Here is an 18,884-nt window from a genome sequence, read left to right on the forward strand (position 1 = left end):
CGCACGCCGCGCGCCAGCGAGAGCGGCGGCCTTCGCCTTGCCCCCGCAGGCCTTGCGCGCCGCCGTCCAACGCGGCGCACCTGCGCTTGGAGGAAGGAGAAGAGAAAGACATCGCTCGAGAAACCTGTTCGAAAACGACGCAGTCTACGGGGCATCACGGCGATAATTGACGGGAAAATACGCAAAACATCCATCAAACCCCCGTTAAATGGCGTCATTTGGGGGCATGCCCAACGCAAGCCCCCGTTCCGCGCCTTGCATCCGTGCAATGCCGGGCCAGCATTTGTTCTCCCCAGCGTCGCGCGCGTAAGATAGCGCTTTCGCCCGAGGCCCTCCGCCCTCGGGCCTTCATTTGCCAGTCATGTCTAGCTTCTGGATCACGATTACCAATTTCGGCGGTGCCGCCGTGACGGTGCCCGCCGCCGCCGCCCTCACCCTCTGGTTGCTCTCGGCCCGTGCGTGGCGTATGGCATTCACCTGGGTCGCGCTGTTTGCGGCCGGTGCGCTTGTCGTCGCGGCCTCCAAGGTCATGTTCCTCGGCTGGGGGCTCGGGGTCCGCGAACTCGATTTCACCGGCGTGAGCGGCCATACGATGCTTGCCGCCACCGTGTACCCGGTCATTGCATGGTTGCTTGTGCGTCACTTCAAGTGGCCGTGGCGCGTGCTCGGCATGGCCGCCGCCACGGCGGGTAGCGTGGCCGTCGGGGCGTCGCGCGTCGCCCTGTCGGCGCACTCGATTTCGGAGACGGTGGCCGGCTGTGTCGTGGGCTTCGCCATTTGCGCAGCCTTTGCCTGGCACACGCGTCGCGACGCCACGCCCAATCTCAAAACCCTGCCGATGGCGGCCAGCCTGTTCATTCTCGTGATGTGGCTGCACGGCGAGCGCGTGCCGACGCAGCGCTGGATCACTCACGTTGCGCTCACGCTGTCCGGTCGCGAGCACCCGTTCCGTCGCATCAGCTGGCACGCACGAAAGCCCACGCCGCCGTCGACCCTGCGGCCCTCGCGACCCTTGCCGGCGATACCCGCCACCTCGCCCGATACGCCGACGCCAGCCCAGGCGCGATGAACCGCCTCACGGGCGCGGCGCCAGTGTCTGCGCGCAATTTGTCGCAGATCACGGTAGGGGTACGACGTCTGCGATATATTTGCTGAAACGCCCCGTGACGTATTGACGTCGCGGCACCGGGGGCGTTGCCCATTGCATCCTCCTCGCTTCGTCGTCTGCGGCGCGCGTTCGCACGAGCGTGGCGAGGTAGAACGGAGTCCGTCATGCCCGCTCGCACTGCCAAGACCTCCGACGCGCCGGTGTCCCCATCGTCCCAGTCGTCCTCCGCATCGCGCTCGCGCGGCGCGCCCAAAGCCGCGAACCCGCCGACGCGCCGTGCGACGCCACCGGGCCCGGTGCCCGCCGCCGCAGCGAGCCCTGTCTCGACCACGGCGGGAAGCTCGTCTGCGCCCGCGGATACGCCCGAGGTGGCATTTCCGTCGCCAGCCGCCTCGTTTACAGACAGCCTCGACCGCGCCGCGATGGCGGCGACCGCGCGGTTTACCGGCAATGTCTCGCCCGCAGCGGTGGCGCTCGCCTGGGCCGACTGGGCCATGCACGCCGTGACGGCGCCCGGGCATCAGCTCAACGTCTTCAAGGCTTTCGCCGCCATCGACAAGCCGACGGCCAGTGATCGGGCGAAGGCCGGCGGCCCGCCCGTCGCCGACCGGCGCTTTCGCGACCCACTGTGGGGTCAGCTCCCGTTTGCCTGGTGGCGTGAACGTTTCCTGCGAACGCAGGATTTCGTCGACACGATGACGGGCGAAATTCCGGGTGTCGACCGGCATCACCGCGACGTGGTGCGCTTCATGGCGAGGCAATGGCTCGACGTGTTCGCGCCAAGCAACGTCTGGTTCCTGAATCCGGAAGTCATCAACGCCGTGCGCGACACGCATGGGCAAAACCTTGTCAGTGGTGCGCAACGCTGGTGGTCCGACCTGCGCGATATGGCGGCGGGCCATGCGCCGGGGGCGGGGCCAGAGGCGTGCAAAGCATTCTGCGTCGGCCACGATATCGCCGCGACGCCCGGCAAGGTCGTCTTTCGCAACGCGTATTTCGAGTTGCTTCACTACGCCCCGGCGCAGGCGCAGACGTGGCGCGAACCGATTCTTATCGTGCCGTCGTGGCTGCTGAAGTACTACATCCTCGACTTGGAAGCGCAGCATTCGCTTGTGCGCTATTTGGTGGCGCAAGGCCATAACGTCTTCATGATGTCGTGGCACAACGCCGGGTCGAAGGCTCATGACCGTGGGCTGGACGACTACCTGAACGCCGGACTGCTGACCGCCCTGCGGGAGGTGCATCGCCTGACGGACAACGTGCCCGTGCATGCCTGCGGCTACTGCCTGGGCGGCACGCTGCTCGCCATCGCGGCGGCCACGCTTGCGCGCGGAAACCCGACCGGCGGTGAAGACGGAAGCGAGATCAGTCGCGATAACCGAGGCGGCGACGGACGTTCGAAAGGCGGTGCGGCAGGAAGCGACCTGCTCGCCAGCGTGACGCTGCTGGCCGCGCAATCCGACTTCAGCGAGCCAGGCGAACTGGGACTATTTATCGACGCCAGCCAGGTGGCGTATCTTGAAGCGATGATGTGGCGCCAGGGATTCATCAGCGGCGAGCAGCTCGCGGGGACGTTTCAGTTGCTCAATTCGCGCGATCTGATCTGGTCGCGACTCATGCACGACTACCTGCTCGGTAAACCGGCGCAAACGACCGACTTCACGGTGTGGAATGCCGACACCACACGGATACCCGCGCGGCTGCACAGTCAGTGCCTGCGCGAGCTGTATCTGAACAATGCGCTGGCGACGGGCACACTGAAGGTGGGCGGACTACCGGTCGCGCTATCGGATATTCGCGTGCCGATGTTCGTGGTGGCGACCGAACGCGATCACATTTCCCCGTGGCGCTCGGTCTACAAGATGCATCTGCTCTACAACGGCGATCTGACGTTTGCGCTCGTCTCGGGCGGGCACAACGTGGGTATCGTTTGTGAGCCGGGACATCCGACCAGTCACCATCGCGTCGCCACGCGCACGGCGGGCGCCGCGTATCGCGATCCCGACGAATGGTTCGGCACTACGCCCGCCAAGCCAAGCTCCTGGTGGCCAGCATGGCAGGCGTGGCTGCTGGCCCACGGCAGCGAAAAATCCGTCGCCGCCGCCTGGCCACCGGCGCACTCGCTATGTGATGCGCCCGGCGCTTACGTGCTCGAGCGTTGAGCCGGAGCCCCGCCGCGCTTGGGCGGTACGCGGCCGTTGAGCGGCGACTGTTGGGAGACGGCCGCCTCGGTGGCCTGTGCCGCCTGCGTCGACAAGCGCCGCCAGGCGTCCATCGTGCCCAGTGTGGCGTCGTTGAATGCCTGGAACCACTTCTGCAACGGCACTTCGGCGGCCTTGGCGGCGTCTCCGGGCATGGTGCCCGCCCCCATCAAATCGGGCAGCGTCATCGCACCCGCCATGCCGTGCTGCAATTCTTCGCCCGTCTTGCGCAAATGCTCGGTCCAGAGCAGTTGATTGTTCGCGCACACCGCCAGCCACTCGCGCCAGAATTCGTTCTGTTGCGCGAGCTGACCGTTGAGCATCTGCAAGTGCGCGGTCAAGAGCCCATTGAAGTCCTTGGCGCCGCCGAGCGACTTCGCGGCGTCGGCATGGGCCTTGAGCAATTCGGTGTCGCGCTCTGCCTGCAATTGGTGCATGTGTTGCGCCGCTTCCAGCAGAATGCCGTAGGCGCCCAGCGCGCTCGCGGTGCCGAGTTTGACCATCGTGAGTGCCGGATTCGTTTCCTTTGACATCGTGACTCTCCTGAGTATGTAGTAGGCAGCGTCGCTGCAAGTCACTCCATATGCATGCCACCGTTGATGGCAAGGTTGCTGCCGGTGATGAAGCCCGCGTCGTCCGAGGCAAGGAAGGCCACCAGGGCGGCCACCTCATCGGGCCGCCCCAGTCGGCCGACCGGAATCTGCGGAATGATGCGCGATTCGAGCACATCGGCCGGAACGGCCGTGACCATCTTCGTGGCGAGATATCCCGGCGAGATCGTGTTGACGGTCACCCCGGCCTTGGCGACCTCCAGCGCCAGCGACTTGGTGAACCCATGCATGCCGGCCTTCGCCGCCGCGTAGTTCGCTTGTCCAAACGCCCCACGGCTGCCATTGACCGACGAGATGTTGATAATGCGGCCCCAGCCGCGCGCGACCATGCCACCGAAGACCGGCCGGGTCATGTTGAATACGCTATCCAGATTCGTGCGCAATACCAATTGCCAGTTTTCGGACGTCATCTTGCGCATCGTCGCGTCGCGCGTGATTCCCGCGTTATTGATCAGGATGTCCACCGGACCGGTATCGGATTCGACGGCTTTCGCGCACGCCTCGCACGACGCAAAATCGGCGACGTCGACACGGTAGGCGGCGAACTCGCGGCCAGCGGCGCGCATGCGCTCGACCCACCCTTCGCAATCGTGATTCTGGGGCGAACAAGTGACCGCAACCCGATACCCGGCATCGGCCAGGCGCAGGCTGATGGCCTCACCCAAACCGCCCATACCGCCTGTAACCAAAGCGATGCGTGTTGTCATGGCTATCCATCTCCGGTGAGCATCAATCGCGAAACGTCAGATACCTCCAGCATAGCCGCGAACCCCCAGCTTGCCGCCGCGCGCGATGCCCGCGCGTGCCCTTCGCTTGACCTTGGTCAAAGTCGGACGCCCGTGCGGCGCCGTGCGCGCGAAGACATCACCGATGTCCGCGGTGGTTGCAGCGCGTACTCGCTAGGCATCGTACTCCAAATTAATTCGGCGGTTGGCCTTTCCCGGCTTGCCGACAACAATCCAATGACACGCTCCCCGTCGATAGTCACGGGGCGGCAGAAAGTCGTGCGCAACGCCGTTGCACCCCGTCGGCAATCCATATATCATCGCCCGTAGATTTAATCCCGATGTCTCACTTTGTGAGTTACGAGCGCACGATGCCCCTTCTGTCCGACATCGCACCACGCCGCCTTGCCCTGGCCGTCGCCATCACGGCCATTGCCGCGATTTTGAGCGCCTGTTCGCGCAAAGCCCCCCCGGAGGCCCCCCCGCGCCCGGTCGTGGCCGTGGCGGCCAAGGTCGCCGAGCACGCACCCGTCGTGTCGTTACCGGCACAAATCGAGGCGCGCTACGTCACGCCGCTCTCGTTCCGTGTCGCGGGCCAGATCATCGAGCGCAACGTGCGACTCGGCGACGCCGTCAAGGCGGGCCAGATCGTCGCCCGGCTCGATCCGGGCGATCTCTCGAAGCAGGCCGCCAGTGCTCGTGCTCAGCTCGACGCCGCGCAGCACCAACTCGATTACGCGACGCAAACCGTCACCCGTGACCGCGCGCAAGCCCGCGAGAACCTCATCGCTCCGGCGCAGTTGGAACAATCAGAGAATGCCTACGCAAGCGCGCTCGCTCAGCGCAATCAGGCGACGCAGCAGGCCGCACTGGCCGGCGATCAGTTGAACTACGGCAGCCTCAAGGCCGATCGCGACGGCGTCATCACCGCCGAGCAGGCCGATACGGGGCAGAACGTCAGCGCCGGTCAGCCGGTGTACCAGTTGGCATGGACCGGCGAGGTCGACGTGATTACCGACGTGCCCGAAGTCGCGCTCGGCGCGCTGCGCGTCGGGCAGATGACGACCGTCTCGCTGCCCGCCGTGCCGGGCAAGACATGGCAGGCGCGTGTGCGTGAAATCGCGCCGGCGGCCGATCCCATGAGTCGCACATACCGCGCCAAGCTCTCGCTGCTCGCGCCTGGCCCGGACGTCAAACTCGGCATGACGGCCAACGTTGCGTTCGCACAACCCTTCGCGCCGCCGGCCGCCCCACCCGTGGCATCGTCGACGACATCGGCCACGCCCGTCGCAATGGCGTCCGGCGTGCCTGCCGCCACCCCGCTCGCGGACGGCCCGCCCATCACACTGCCGTCGACCGCGCTCTTCCACGAGGGCGATCAACCCGCGGTGTGGGTCGTCAAGGCCGACGACACATTGGTGCTGCGGCGTGTGAAGATCGTTCGCTACGGCGAGCGCACCGTCACCGTCGCGGGCGGCATTCAACCCGGCGAGCGCATCGTCTGGCAAGGCGCGCACACCGTCACCGCCGGCGAGAAGGTTCGCGTGATTGCGCCGCTGCACCCCGAGGACTTCGCGTCATGAGCCCGCAGGACGGTAAGCCGCCCGCGCCCGTGGCATCCTCTGCCACGCCGCCCTCCGCACCCAAGGACTATCGTCACGAGGAGGGCCGCTTCAACCTCTCCGCGTGGGCCCTGCGGCATCGCGCACTCGTGATCTTCCTGATCGCGATGGCCACGATCTTCGGCATTCTGGCCTACTCGCGCCTCGCGCAATCGGAAGATCCGCCCTTCACGTTCCGCGTGATGGTCATCCGCACGTACTGGCCGGGCGCGACCGCCAAACAGGTGCAGGAGCAGGTCACCGACCGGATCGCGCGCAAGCTCCAGGAGATGCCGGCGATCGACTTCCAACGCAGCTATTCACGCCCTGGCGAGTCGCTGCTGTTTTTTTCGATGAAGGATTCGGCGCCCGCGAGCGACGTGCCGGAAGAGTGGTACCAGGTGCGCAAGAAAGTCGGTGACATCGCATACACCTTGCCGCAGGGCGTGCAAGGACCGTTTTTCAACGATGAATTCGGCGACGTCTACACGCACATCTTCACGCTCCAGGGCGACGGCTTCGGTCCCGCCCAGTTGCGCGATTACGCCGACTCGTTACGCACCGTGCTGCTGCGCGTGCCTGGCGTGGCGAAGGTCGACTACTTCGGCGACCAGGAGCAGCGCATCTATGTCGAGATCAACAACACACAACTGACGCGACTCGGCATTTCGCCGAACCAGATCGCGCAGGCCGTGGGCGCGCAGAACGCGGTCTCGCCCGCGGGCACGATCGACACGCCCAACGACCGGCTGGTCGTGCGCCCGAGCGGCCAGTTCCGCAGCGTGGATGACCTTGCCGACACGCTCATCCGCGTGAACAACCGATCCTTCCGGCTGGGCGACATCGCCACGATCAAGCGCGGCTATGTCGACCCGCCCGTCTCGGAGATGCGCTTCGGTGGCAAGCCCGTGCTCGGCATTGGCATCACCATGCAAAAGGGGCAGGACGTCGTTCACCTTGGCAAGGCGCTGGCCGGCAAGATGGGCGAGCTGCGTGCTCAGTTGCCCGCAGGCCTCACGCTCACTGAAGTCGCGAGCATGTCGAAGTCCGTGTCACAGTCCGTCGACGACTTCCTCGAAGCGGTGGCCGAAGCCGTCGCCATCGTGCTCATCGTGAGCCTCGTCTCGCTTGGCTTGCGCACCGGCATGGTGGTGGCCATTTCGATTCCGGTTGTCCTCGCCGTGACGTCGCTGTTCATGTACCTCTTCGACATCGGGCTGCACAAGGTGTCACTCGGCACGTTGATCCTGGCGCTCGGGCTGTTGGTGGACGATGCGATCATCGCCGTCGAAATGATGGCCGTGAAGCTCTCCCAAGGCTGGAATCGCAAGCGTGCGGCTGCCTTCGCCTACACGAGCACGGCGTTCCCCATGCTGACCGGCACGCTCGTGACCGTGTCCGGCTTTCTGCCCATTGCCCTGGCGAAGTCGAGCACGGGTGAATATACGCGCTCGATCTTCGAGGTCTCGGCCATTGCGCTGCTCGCCTCGTGGCTGGCCGCCGTCGTGCTCATTCCGCTGCTCGGCTACAAGCTGCTGCCCGAGCGAGCGCGCGAGGCCCATCACGGCGACGATCATGAGCACGAGGTCTACGACACCCGCTTCTACAATCGCCTGCGCGGCTGGCTGACGTGGTGCATCGAGCGCCGCTTGATCGTGCTTGCCATCACCGTCGTGCTGTTCCTGATTTCGATGGCCGGCTTCTCGCTCGTGCCCCAGCAGTTTTTCCCGAGTTCCGACCGGCCCGAACTGATGGTCGATCTCCGTCTGCCGGAAGGGGCGTCGTATCAGGCGACGCTGCGCGAGACGCAACGCCTGGAAAAATTGCTCAAGGGTCGGAAGGAGATCGATCATACGGTCAGCTTTGTCGGCACCGGCGCGCCCCGCTTCTATCTGCCGCTCGATCAGCAACTGCCCACGCCGAACTTCGCGCAACTGGTTGTTACCGCCAAGTCCGTGGACGACCGGGAGGCGCTCGCCCAATGGCTCGAGCCGAAGCTGCGCGAGGCCATGCCCGGTGTGCGCACCCGGTTGTCGCGACTGGAAAACGGGCCGCCCGTCGGCTTTCCCGTGCAGTTTCGCGTGAGCGGCGATGACATTGGCACGGTGCGCAAGATCGCCGAGCAGGTGGCGGCGGTCATGCGCAAGAACGGTGACACCGCCGATGTCCAGTTCGACTGGGACGAGCCCTCACAACGCTCGGTGCGCTTCGAAGTCGACCAGCAGAAAGCACGCGCACTGGGCGTGAGTTCGACGGACATCTCGAACTTCATCGCCATGACGCTCACGGGCTACGACATCAGCCAATACCGCGAACGCGACAAGCTGATCTCGATCACACTGCGCGCCCCCAAGGCCGAGCGGGTGGATCCGGCGAAGCTCGCCACGCTCGCCATGCCCACGCCGAACGGCCCGGTACCGCTGGCCACGCTGGGGCATGTGGTGAACGACTTGGAATATGGCGTGATCTGGGAGCGCGACCGCCAGCCGACGCTCACCGTGCGCTCGGATGTGCGCGCGGGCAAGCAGGGGATCGACGTGACCGACGCCGTCTACCGATCGCTCGGCGATATTCGCAAGGCCCTCCCGGTGGGTTATCGCATCGAGATCGGCGGATCGGTCGAAGAGTCCGCCAAGGGACAGTCGTCGATCATGGCGCAGATGCCGATCATGATCATTGCGGTGCTCACACTCCTGATGATCCAGCTCCAGAGCTTCGCGCGCACCCTGCTCGTGGTGCTCACGGCGCCGCTCGGCATGATCGGTGTGGTCGCCACGTTGCTGCTGTTCGGCAAGCCGTTCGGTTTCGTGGCAATGCTCGGCGTGATCGCGATGTTCGGCATCATCATGCGAAACTCGGTGATCCTGGTCGACCAGATCGAACAGGACATCGCGGCTGGACACCCGCGCTTCGACGCCATCGTGAGCGCCACGGTACGGCGCTTCCGGCCGATCACGCTCACGGCCGCCGCCGCCGTGCTCGCGCTGATCCCTTTGCTGCGCAGCAACTTCTTCGGCCCGATGGCTACGGCGTTGATGGGCGGCATCACCAGCGCCACGATTCTGACCGTGTTTTTCCTGCCGGCGCTGTACGCCACGGCATTCCGCGTGCGTCACCACGAACGTACCTCGCCCGCCGACCCCGCACACGCGGCTAACCCGCAAGGAGACCGCTCATGATGCCGCGTCTCGCCCGGCGCTGGTGCGCCCCGCTCGTTCCGATCCTCCCATTGTGGCTGAGCGCCTGCGCGTTCACCCCGGGCGACACGCCGCCTGCCATGCCCTCACCCGCGCACTATGGCGCCAGCGCGCTGCCCGCCCATACCGACTCGGCGCAAGGCACGGCACAGCAGTTCGACGTGGGCGCGGCCCCCGTGAACGCGTGGTGGCATGCCTATCGCTCGGACACCCTCAATGCCCTCGTCGACGAAGGGCTGCGCAACAGTCCCTCGCTGTCTTCGGCGGAGCATGCCTTGCAGGGCGCGCGCGAGCAGTTGAAGGCGCAGATCGGCGCGTCGCTCTTCCCGTCGATCGACCTTGGCGGCGAAGCAGCGCGTGAGCGCAATCTCGGCATCCCGAATCTCGGACCGCCGACGGCGCTCTACAACATGTTCGTGGGACAGGTGCAGGCACGCTACACGTTCGACTTATTCGGCGCCGCTCGCTTCGCCGATGCGTCGCTGGCGGCCCAGGTCGATCAGCAGGCGTTCCAGCTCGAATCGGCGCGGCAGGCGCTTGCGGCGAATATCGTCTCCGGCGCCATCGGGGCATCGGTGCTCGGCGCACAGGTCAAAGCGACCGAGCGGCTCGTCGAACTGGCGCAGGCCGACGCCACGGAGATGGCCCGGCGAGAGGTGCTCGGTGCCGTCTCCCGCGCCGACGCGCTGGCGTCCGCTCAAAACGCCGAGACGCTCGCAGCGTCGCTGCCCGGGCTGCGCGCGCAGTGGCAGTCCACGCGCCACGCGTTGGCGGTGTTGCTCGGGCGCACGCCCGATCGCGCCCCCGACGATGTGCCGCTGGGCGCGCTGAAAGTCCCCGAACGGGTGCCGGTCGTCGTGCCGTCGACGTTGCTGCAATCGCGGCCCGACATCCAGGCGGCCGAAATGGCCCTCAAGGCAGCCTCGGCCGAGGTCGGCGTGGCCACGGCGCAGATGTTCCCGAGTCTGACGCTCAGCGCGTCGATGGGCAAAGGCGGTTTCCATTGGCCGATGGTGCTCTCCGGTGCCGGCGCGCTCTGGAGCGTAGCCGCGTCGATCTCGCAGCCGATTTTCCACGGTGGCGCATTGCTCGCGCAGCGTCGGGCGGCGAGCGCCGCATATGCGGCCGCGGTCGACCGATACAAGCAGACGGTGCTCGCCGCCTTCAAAAACGTGGCCGATACGTTGGCGTCGCTCGAAGCGGACAACACATCGCTGCAGCACGCGGACCTTGCCAGCGCGGCGGCCGAGCAGATCTATCGCGACACGGCCGCCCGCGTGCGCCTGGGCGCCCTGCCGGTGTCGGCGGCGCGCGGGCGCGAACAGCAGTACTGGAACGCCTATCTCACGACAGTGCGTGCAACCGGCGCACGTTTGTCGGATACTGCGCTCCTCTTCTACGCAATGGGGGTGCCGCCGGCGCCGGTGGCCGATACGGCCCAGGCCGCTGAGGCTACACGCCCCGCGCACGACGTTGTCCGACAATGACTGCCATATCGACCCCGCGGGGCCGTCGCCCCAAACACCTGCCCGAAGGCCGTGCGGCGTTGCTTGCCGCCGCCATCGACGCCTTTTCGCAACTGGGCTATGACGGCGCCAACCTGCGTGGCATCGCGCGGGCGGCGAAGGTCGACGCCAGCCTGGTGCGCGTGCACTTCGGCTCGAAGGAGCAACTGTGGCGCGCATGCGTGGACACGCTCGAAAGCGCGCTCGCGGGTCCGACCGAGCGGCTGCGCGCGTTGTCGCTCGACACTGCGCGTCCGGTGACCGATCGTCTCAAGGAAGCCATTGCGATCATCGCCGCCCACGCCATCAACCATCCGGAGCACAAGCAGTTCATCACGCAGCACGCATCGGAGACCGGCGAGCGCGGCGCCATCTTGCACCGTCATCTGGTGACGCCCGTCTACGACTGCATGGAGCCCCTCATCGTGCAGGGCATGCAAGCGGGTGTCGTGCGTGCCGAACATCCGGCCATGTACTTTTGCGTGCTTGTCCACGCCCTGCACCCACCGCCCGGCTCCCCGGTGCTGATGCAATTGATTGCGCCGCAGGTCGGCGGCGACGCGTTCGGGCCGGCCCTGATCAAGCAGGTCGAATGCCTGTTCTTCGCCGAACCCAACGCCCCAAAAGACTGACGCCCGTCAGCGCCAAGCGACGCGGCGGTGTCACGAACGCATCTTGACGGTATCCGGGACGCGACAGGCGCGCCGATGCATTACACTGGCGGCCGCCTTCTTTTGCTTTCATCCTCATGTCCGAAGCTACCTCCACCACCGTCATTCTCGGCGCCGGTCAAGCCGGCGGCGAAACCGCCCTCGCCCTGCGTCAACTGGGTTATGCCGGGCGCATCGTGCTCGCCGGCAGCGAAAGCCATCTGCCGTATCGCCGCCCGCCGCTCTCCAAAGCGTTTCTGTCCGGTCAGGCCGATGAAGCCAGCCTGCTGATCCGTCCGGCGGACGCCTGGGAAAAGGCCGAGATCGACGTGCGTCTGGGCGTGACGGCCACTGCCATCGACCGCGCGGCGCGCACCGTCACGTTCGACGACGGCCAGACACTCGGCTACGACCATCTGGTGCTGGCGCTCGGCGGCCGCGTTCGCCATCTGCCCATTCCGGGCGGTGACGCCCCGAATGTCTACTACCTGCGCAACATCGCCGACGCGACGCGTCTGCGCGAAGCGCTCGCACCGGGCAAGCGTGTCGTCGTGGTCGGCGGCGGCTACATCGGGCTGGAAGTGGCGGCAACCGCCGTCAAGGCGGGCTCCGCGGTGACCGTGCTCGAAGCGGCCCCGCGCCTGCTGGCCCGCGTGGCGGAAGCCGATCTGGCGGAATTTTTCGCGACGCTGCATCGCGAGAACGGCGTCGACGTGCAGGTGGGCGTCGGCGTAACGGCCCTCGAGCAGGATGCGGCCGGTCAGGTCGTCGCGGTCGTCGCCGGTGACAAGCGCCTGCCGGCTGACGTGGTGGTCGTTGGCATTGGTCTTGTGCCGAACACAGAGCTGGCACAGGCCGCGGGGCTGGCGGTCGAGAACGGCATCGTCGTCGACGAATTTGCCCGTACGAGCGATCCGGCGATCCTGGCGGTGGGCGACTGCGCGCATCACGAACACCCGGCGCTGGGCCGCCGCATTCGTCTGGAATCGGTGCCGAGCGCGAGCGAAATGGCCAAGGTGGCCGCGAGCGTGGTGCATGGCGATGCGCCCAAGGCCGTCGCGACCGCGCCGTGGTTCTGGTCGGATCAGTTCAACGCGAAGCTGCAAATGGTCGGCCTGACCGACGGCCATGACGCCATGATCGAGCGCCGCTTGCCGGATGCGCAAGGGGCCGCCGTGTTCATGCGCTTCTATCTGCGCGAAGGTGCCGTCGTGGCGGCCGTGAGCATCAATCGGGCACAGGAGTTTCTGGCGGCACGCGAACTCGTCGGCCGCCGCGCCGTGGTCGACCCGGTGCGTCTGGCCGACGCTGCCACGCCCCTCAAAACGCTTCTCGCAGAACTCGGCCCGGCCGCCTGAGGCCGAACGCATTCTTCTGATGTGCCAAACGCCGGGCGCTTCCGCCCGGCGATCAACGCGCCGCCTGACGGCGCGCGCGTCACTCCACCGGTGCGTGCGCGGGCAACAGCAACACCGGCCGACCCGCGTGACGGGCCGTGTCCTCCGCGACGCTGCCCAGCGTGAAGCGTCGGAACCCGCGCCGCCCGTGCGTGCCAAGCACGATGACATCGGCGTCGGTCTCTTTGCCTGCGCAGATAATCTGATCGGCAACCCCCTCGCCGACCGGCTGAAGCTCCCGCATCTCGACGTCGCCGGGCACGCCCGCCTCGTGCAGGCGTCGCATCGCCCACTTCAGCGCCTGCTCGCCCACGGCGCGCACCGCGCCAAGCAGCGGGGCCGAGTCGAAGCCTTCGGGAAACGGCCCCGGCATATCCAGTACATGGACGACGCGCAACGACGCCCCATGCGCGCGAGCCAGGGAAATCGCATATTCAAAGGCGCGGTGCGACGTCTCGCTGTCGTCGAGCGCGACGAGTATCCGTTCGTAGTGTCCGCCCGCACGCGACGGCGAACGCGGACGCGCCTCGCCCGCCACCAGCATCACCGGCACCTCCGCGCTGCGCAGGATCTGTTCGGCCACGCTGCCCAGCATGGCGCGTCGCACACCGCCCCGGCCGTGCGTGCCGACGATGATGATGTCGGCACCCCACTCGTTGGCCTCGCGGGTGACGGCCTCGGGCACGGTCTCGCCGGTCGTGCGCAGATCGAGCAAATGCGCCTGTGGGTCGAGTCCTTCCTCGCGCAGATACAACACCGCGCGCGCCAGATGTTCCTCGCCCTCGCGCTGCATGTCGCGACGCACCTGCTCCAGGTCGATAAGCTTGGCGAAGGCGGAAGTCACCGGCGTGACGGGATCTTCCACCGTGTGAATGACGCGGATCATGTCGCCGTTGCGCGCAAAGGCGGCCGCCTCGCGCAGCGCACGGCGTGACGATTCGCTACCGTCGGTCGCCAGCAGAATGCGTTTTGTCATGAGCAGCCTCGCAAGGAGCGTCAGAGGAAAGCCTCGCACGCAGGCGGCGTGTCCGGCATCGTGCCGCCGCGCGAGTCGCTTCGACTGTCGAACCGTGACACGATGCGCCTACTATAGCGCTCGATCGTAGCGGAAGACTACCTTCGCGGGCTCGAGAATCCCTCTTAAGACGCGCTTGCTTGATGCAACGCAAAAACGCCACGGGCCCGACGTATCGGGCCTGTGTATGCCGTCAGTCCAGCAGAGAACCAGTGGCGGGACGTTGCGCTTATCGGGCGGCGTCGCCCCAGCGATAAGCATGCGACACGTCGTCGAGCTTCGCCTTGAGGCCGGCGTCGAGCGCGTAGTCGACGGTGCCGAGTGTTTCGGTCAATTGTTCGACGCGGCTGGCGCCGATAATCGCCGACGTGACGACCGGGTTCGCCAGCACCCAGGCGAGCGACAGACGCGTCAGCGACTCACCCGCGTCCTTCGCAATGCCTTTGAGCGACTCGATCGTCTCGAACTCACGCTCGTGCCAGTAGCGTTGCTGGTACATCGAGCCGGCTTTGCCGACCGTCGCCGTGGTGAAGCGACCTTCGCTGGGGGCGGCGTCGTGTCGGTATTTGCCCGTCAGCAATCCCCCGGCAAGCGGGTTGTAGGGGATGACCGCCAGACCTTCTTCACTGGCCAGCGGCAGCAGTTCGCGCTCGATCTGACGGAACAGCAGGTTGTAGCGCGGCTGCACCGACACGAAGCGGGCCACGCGCAGCACGTCCGCGCGGCCCAGGGCACGTGCGAGGCGATAGGCGAGGTAATTCGACACGCCGACGTAGCGGGCCTTGCCCGACTTCACGATGGTGTCGAGCGCCTCGAGCGTTTCGTCGATGGGCGTGTCGGTGTCGTCGGAATGCAGTTGGTACAGGTCGACGTAGTCGGTTCCCAGGCGGCGCAGCGACGCATCGATGGCATCGAGCAGATGCTTGCGCGACGCCCCCTTGTCCCACGGTGACGGTCCCATCTGGCCGCAAGCTTTGGTCGCGACGATGAACTGGCTACGGCGCCCCTTGAGCCAACGACCGACGATCTCCTCGGTACGTCCGGACAACGAGATGTCGGCGCCGAGCGGGTAGACGTCGGCAATATCGATGAAGTTGACGCCCGCGTCGGCAGTACGGTCGAGAATCGCGTGGCTGGCGGCCTCCTCGGTTTGCAGACCGAACGTCATGGTGCCCAGGCACAAGCGGGAAACGCTCAGGCCGGTGCGGCCGAATTTGGTGTATTGCACAGTAACTCCCGGAAGTTTCGAATGCGTCCATGCCAGGCGACGATTGCGGGCCGCGCCGGCCACGCCCGCTGGCAAGAGCGCACAGTATGCGCGATTCCGGGAAAACGCGTGCGCGAGCCCGAACGCGCATTCGCGTGCGGATCCGGCGAGGATTCGCGCGGGGTTGGCGCGTCACTCCATCGATTTGAGGTCCACCCAGACACCGTCAGTGCCTCGAATGCGCAATCGCAGGCCATCGGTCTCGCCCAACTGGGCAAACGTGACCGTGCGCAGGCGGTTACCGGTCGGAGCCGGGGCGAGCGCAGCGGTGGTGCCGCTATCGCCAGCCGAGTGCCCGCAAGGTCCATCGCTGTGTCAACTAGCAGACAGATGGCAGAGATTTTTTTATAACGCGACCAAGACGCTCGAAGCTGCATGTGCGATGCCTCATCTGTTCTTGTGCTGCATTATTGCCGCGCTCACATCCGGCTTGCTCGAAGGACCCGACGTCTCACCACGTCGTTGTCCGGCAATCCTAAGATTGCCAGTGTCCGGCGGAACTGCACAGCATGTGTGTCTGACAGCGGTAGATGCGCCATGCCAGCCTGCCTGAGTGAGCGGAATCAAGCGAACCTTGGTGTTCGGTCACTGAACGCCCGGTGCACCGGCTGACCGGCCGGCAGCGAAATTGCCCTGCCTTCGAGGCACCTATACAATGCCTTGCATGCGCCAGACCGAACCCTCATCAGCCAAGGTCACGTTGCCCATGACAAATGTCACGCCCAACCCGCAAACCGCCGACGCGATGATCGAGCATCGTTATCCGTCGGATATCGATCGGTTGCGCGAAGTCGTCGGCGTCGATGCGCTGCCGTTCTATCGCGACGAACAAGCGATCGTTGCCAACCGGCAGGCGCGCGAACGCTGGCCGCATCTGGTCGCCTTCGCTGACTCACGCAGCGCTGCATCGACGCTGTCGGCCGCATCGGCGGTGACGACTGCCGCGCCGCTCTCCAGCGCGAGCTGACCTCGCATGCGAGACACCTCGATCGTCGCCGCCTTCGATTTCGACGGCACCATTTCCACCACCGACAGTCTTCGCATCTTCGTGCGCGAGACGGTCGGCACACCGCGCTTCGTGGCTGGCGCCCTGCTCGCTTCGCCGTGGCTGATCGGCGCAGCGCTGCGTGTGGTCGACCGGGGCACCGCGAAGGCCGCGTTCCTGCGCGCGTCGCTGGGTGCACGCACACGGGCTCAGCTCGAGTACGATGCCAAGCGGTTCATCACGCAACATTTGCCCCGCCTGCTTCGTCCCGAGATGCTCGCGCGTTTGCGACAGCACCGGGCGATGGGACACCGCATCGTGCTGGTCAGCGCCTCACCCGGCTTGTACTTGCGCCTATGGGCCACCTCGGTCGGTTTCGACGCCGTTCTCAGCACAGAGCTGGCGTATGACGAACTCGGTCGTTTCTCCGGTCAATTTGCCGAGCCGAATTGCTGGGGACCGGAAAAAATGCGACGTCTCGAAGCCTGGTGGGCGGCGTCGCCGCCGCGCGTGCTGTTCGTCTATGGCGACAGCCGGGGCGACAAAGAGATGGCCGAGCGCGCCGATTACGCCTGGATCCGTGGTCAGGGCAAGCTCATGCCACTGCCCGATGCCGACGCATCGCGGCAGGCGCCCTGACGATGACGGATCGTCCGCACATGCCCGCGACGCCAGAGCCCGGCCGCCGCGTTGCGTGGATGTCGCGGCTGGTGCGACTTGAACCCGTGGCATTCTCCCGATGGGACGCGGTGCATGCCGCGCTCTCCGTTGCCGTGCCCACCGCCATCGGCGCGGCCATCGGTCATGGCGCAGACGCCTCGCTCATCGCGCTCGGCGCGCTGCCCGCCATCGTCGGCGACCGAACCGGCCCCTATCACACGCGGGCGCGCTCCATTTTGCTGACCGTCGCCACCGGCGTCATGGGCTTCTACGCCGGCATGCTCATCCACGACCTCGGCATGTCGCACCCGTGGGCCGCGCATGGGCTGCTGCAAGCGGCGATCCTGCTGCTCAGCTTCATTGGCACATTCGGGAACGTCGCGTCGGCGGCGACCTTGCAGGGCGCCGTATACCTGATCGTCGGCTGGGGCCTGGCCCTTCCACCGCCCGAATGGCGCGCGCCGCTGCTGCTTGCGGCGGGCGGGGTTTTCAGCGTGCTGCTCATGGCCGTCCACTGGCTGCGGCACCCGGGCGCCGCCGAGCGCGACGCCGTCGCCGCCATCTATCAGCAACTGGCCAACGTACTCGACGCGAGCGGCACGCCGCGCGTCAGGCTCGCGCGCCGTTCGCTCGAGAACGCCATCGCCGCGGCCTATGACACGCTCTTGAGCGCGCGTGCGAGCACGGTTGGCGGGTGGGAAGTGCTTGAGCGCCGGGCCGCCCAGATTCTGGCGGCCGAGCCCATCACCTCGGCCGTCATTGGCCTTGCACAGGGCGGGCGGCCGCTTCCCGCGCCACTCGGACGCGGCTTGTACGGTCTTGCCCGGGGCATTGCGCGCGATGGGCAGCTCGACATGGCGGCGACGGTGGCGATGGCGAAAGACAACCATGCGCCGGCGCTCGCGGCGGCGTTGCATCGCGCCGAGCCGTTACTCACGGGCACCGTGCATGCGGCTGAAGCGCCCCTGGTTGCCTTGGCGCGTCATCGGGCGCGCGCTGCGCCCGGACGGCAATGGATACCGAAGTGGCCGTGGCCCGACGTATGGCGGTACTTGCTGCGAATTGGCTTGTGCGTGCTGGCCGCGCAAATCTTCATTGCGCTCACGGCACTGCCGCGGTCGTATTGGGTGCCGCTCATCGTCGTGGTCATCTTCAAGCCGAACTATGGCTCCGTGTTCGCCCGCGCGTTGCAGAGTGGCCTGGGCAGTATCGTCGGCGTCGCCGTCTCGGCGGCCGTCGTCGCCATCGACCGTAACGGGTGGGTCAGTCTTGCCGCGCTCGTCCCGCTGGCGGCGTGTCTGCCGTGGGCGTTGCGGCGCAATTACGGGTTATTCAGCGCCTTGCTGCTACCGATACTGATGTTGGTGATGGGCGCATTGCAGCCGGGCAGTCAGGGCATTGCATTTGCGCGGTTCATCGATGCCGTGGCGGCGTGCGCGATCGTGTTGCTCGTGGGGTATTTACCGTGGGCCAAGTGGGAGCGGCATCAACTCGACGAGCGCGTTGCCAATGCGCTCGATGCGCTGGGTCGATATGCGGCGCTTGCCGACACGCAAGATGTCGATGCAGCGTTTGGTGCTCGGCGGGTGGCATACAAAGCGCTCGACGACGCGCGTATTGCGTTACAGCGGGCGTTGTCCGAACCGCCGATGGTGAGTCGTCGGGCGGCGCGCTGGTGGCCGGCGCTCACGGCATTGGAGCGGGTGGCCAATGCCATCACAGACATCGTTCCCCGAGCGGGGACGCATGACGCTCAGGTCAATCCGGGGGCAGCGGTGCTAACGCGGATGGCGGCGGCGATTCGGCATGGTGGGTTGGGGCCGGCGATGCCGTCGGCGCCGGTTGCGGCTATGGATCGGGCGTTGGACGAGGCCTTGCGCGCGGCCATTGGCGCGTTGTTCGGCGCAGCGGAAAAACCGGTCTGAATGGCATGTTGGCGGCAACCGGACGGCACTGATTCCG

Annotated in this window: 14 protein-coding genes; 10 read left to right on the forward strand and 4 right to left on the reverse strand. The window is 66.4% G+C overall.

Features of this window, described 5'->3' with window-relative positions:
* Positions 1-361 precede the first annotated feature (361 nt).
* On the forward strand, positions 362-1,069 hold the full coding sequence (locus tag PSO31014_RS01370; protein WP_246176182.1) for a phosphatase PAP2 family protein: 708 nt from the start codon (positions 362-364) through the stop codon (positions 1,067-1,069).
* 203 nt (positions 1,070-1,272) lie between these two features.
* Positions 1,273-3,270: a PHA/PHB synthase family protein gene (locus PSO31014_RS01375; RefSeq protein WP_246176183.1), complete on the forward strand. Its 1,998-nt coding sequence runs from the start codon at positions 1,273-1,275 to the stop codon at positions 3,268-3,270.
* Here PSO31014_RS01375 and PSO31014_RS01380 read toward each other — a convergent pair.
* The gene (locus tag PSO31014_RS01380) at positions 3,252-3,842 is read right to left on the reverse strand and encodes a hypothetical protein (RefSeq protein ID WP_150549961.1); all 591 of its coding nucleotides are present in this window, start codon (positions 3,840-3,842) and stop codon (positions 3,252-3,254) included. The genes PSO31014_RS01375 and PSO31014_RS01380 overlap by 19 nt on opposite strands.
* A 41-nt stretch (positions 3,843-3,883) precedes the next feature.
* A complete protein-coding gene (gene phbB, locus PSO31014_RS01385) occupies positions 3,884-4,627 on the reverse strand; it encodes an acetoacetyl-CoA reductase (RefSeq protein WP_150549962.1) in 744 nt (247 codons plus the stop codon).
* A 389-nt stretch (positions 4,628-5,016) separates the two neighbouring features.
* Between phbB and PSO31014_RS01390 the strand changes: the two genes are divergently transcribed.
* From PSO31014_RS01390 to PSO31014_RS01410, 5 genes are all read left to right on the forward strand, one after another.
* Complete coding sequence (locus tag PSO31014_RS01390) at positions 5,017-6,228, forward strand: efflux RND transporter periplasmic adaptor subunit (RefSeq protein ID WP_150549963.1); 1,212 nt, start codon at positions 5,017-5,019, stop codon at positions 6,226-6,228.
* Entirely contained in the window at positions 6,225-9,425 is a 3,201-nt protein-coding gene (locus tag PSO31014_RS01395) for an efflux RND transporter permease subunit (RefSeq protein WP_246176184.1), read from the forward strand. The genes PSO31014_RS01390 and PSO31014_RS01395 overlap by 4 nt, the downstream gene beginning before the upstream one ends.
* Entirely contained in the window at positions 9,422-10,930 is a 1,509-nt protein-coding gene (locus tag PSO31014_RS01400; RefSeq protein WP_150549964.1) for an efflux transporter outer membrane subunit, read from the forward strand. The genes PSO31014_RS01395 and PSO31014_RS01400 overlap by 4 nt, the downstream gene beginning before the upstream one ends.
* Entirely contained in the window at positions 10,927-11,580 is a 654-nt protein-coding gene (locus PSO31014_RS01405) for a TetR/AcrR family transcriptional regulator (RefSeq protein WP_150549965.1), read from the forward strand. Before PSO31014_RS01400 ends, PSO31014_RS01405 begins: the two co-directional genes overlap by 4 nt.
* Positions 11,581-11,696: 116 nt before the next feature.
* Positions 11,697-12,956, forward strand: a complete 1,260-nt coding sequence (locus tag PSO31014_RS01410) for an NAD(P)/FAD-dependent oxidoreductase (protein WP_150549966.1) — start codon at positions 11,697-11,699, stop codon at positions 12,954-12,956.
* Positions 12,957-13,035: 79 nt separating this feature from the next.
* On the opposite strand, the gene PSO31014_RS01415 is transcribed toward PSO31014_RS01410, so the two are convergent.
* Together PSO31014_RS01415 and PSO31014_RS01420 are read right to left on the reverse strand one after the other, a co-directional pair.
* The gene (locus PSO31014_RS01415) at positions 13,036-13,971 is read right to left on the reverse strand and encodes a universal stress protein (RefSeq protein ID WP_150549967.1); all 936 of its coding nucleotides are present in this window, start codon (positions 13,969-13,971) and stop codon (positions 13,036-13,038) included.
* Positions 13,972-14,239: 268 nt separating this feature from the next.
* Positions 14,240-15,238, reverse strand: a complete 999-nt coding sequence (locus PSO31014_RS01420; RefSeq protein WP_150549968.1) for an aldo/keto reductase — start codon at positions 15,236-15,238, stop codon at positions 14,240-14,242.
* A 745-nt stretch (positions 15,239-15,983) separates the two neighbouring features.
* Here PSO31014_RS01420 and PSO31014_RS01425 point away from each other — a divergent pair.
* From PSO31014_RS01425 to PSO31014_RS01435, 3 genes are read left to right on the forward strand one after another with little or no spacing between them, the layout of a single operon-like run.
* A complete protein-coding gene (locus PSO31014_RS01425) occupies positions 15,984-16,244 on the forward strand; it encodes a cellulose biosynthesis BcsR family protein (protein ID WP_150549969.1) in 261 nt (86 codons plus the stop codon).
* Positions 16,245-16,250: 6 nt separating this feature from the next.
* Complete coding sequence (locus tag PSO31014_RS01430; protein WP_150549970.1) at positions 16,251-16,901, forward strand: HAD-IB family hydrolase; 651 nt, start codon at positions 16,251-16,253, stop codon at positions 16,899-16,901.
* Between the two features lie 2 nt (positions 16,902-16,903).
* Positions 16,904-18,847: an FUSC family protein gene (locus PSO31014_RS01435; protein WP_150549971.1), complete on the forward strand. Its 1,944-nt coding sequence runs from the start codon at positions 16,904-16,906 to the stop codon at positions 18,845-18,847.
* The last annotated feature ends 37 nt before the right edge of the window (positions 18,848-18,884 follow it).

Source organism: Pandoraea soli (assembly GCF_902459595.1).
Lineage (GTDB): Bacteria > Pseudomonadota > Gammaproteobacteria > Burkholderiales > Burkholderiaceae > Pandoraea > Pandoraea cepalis.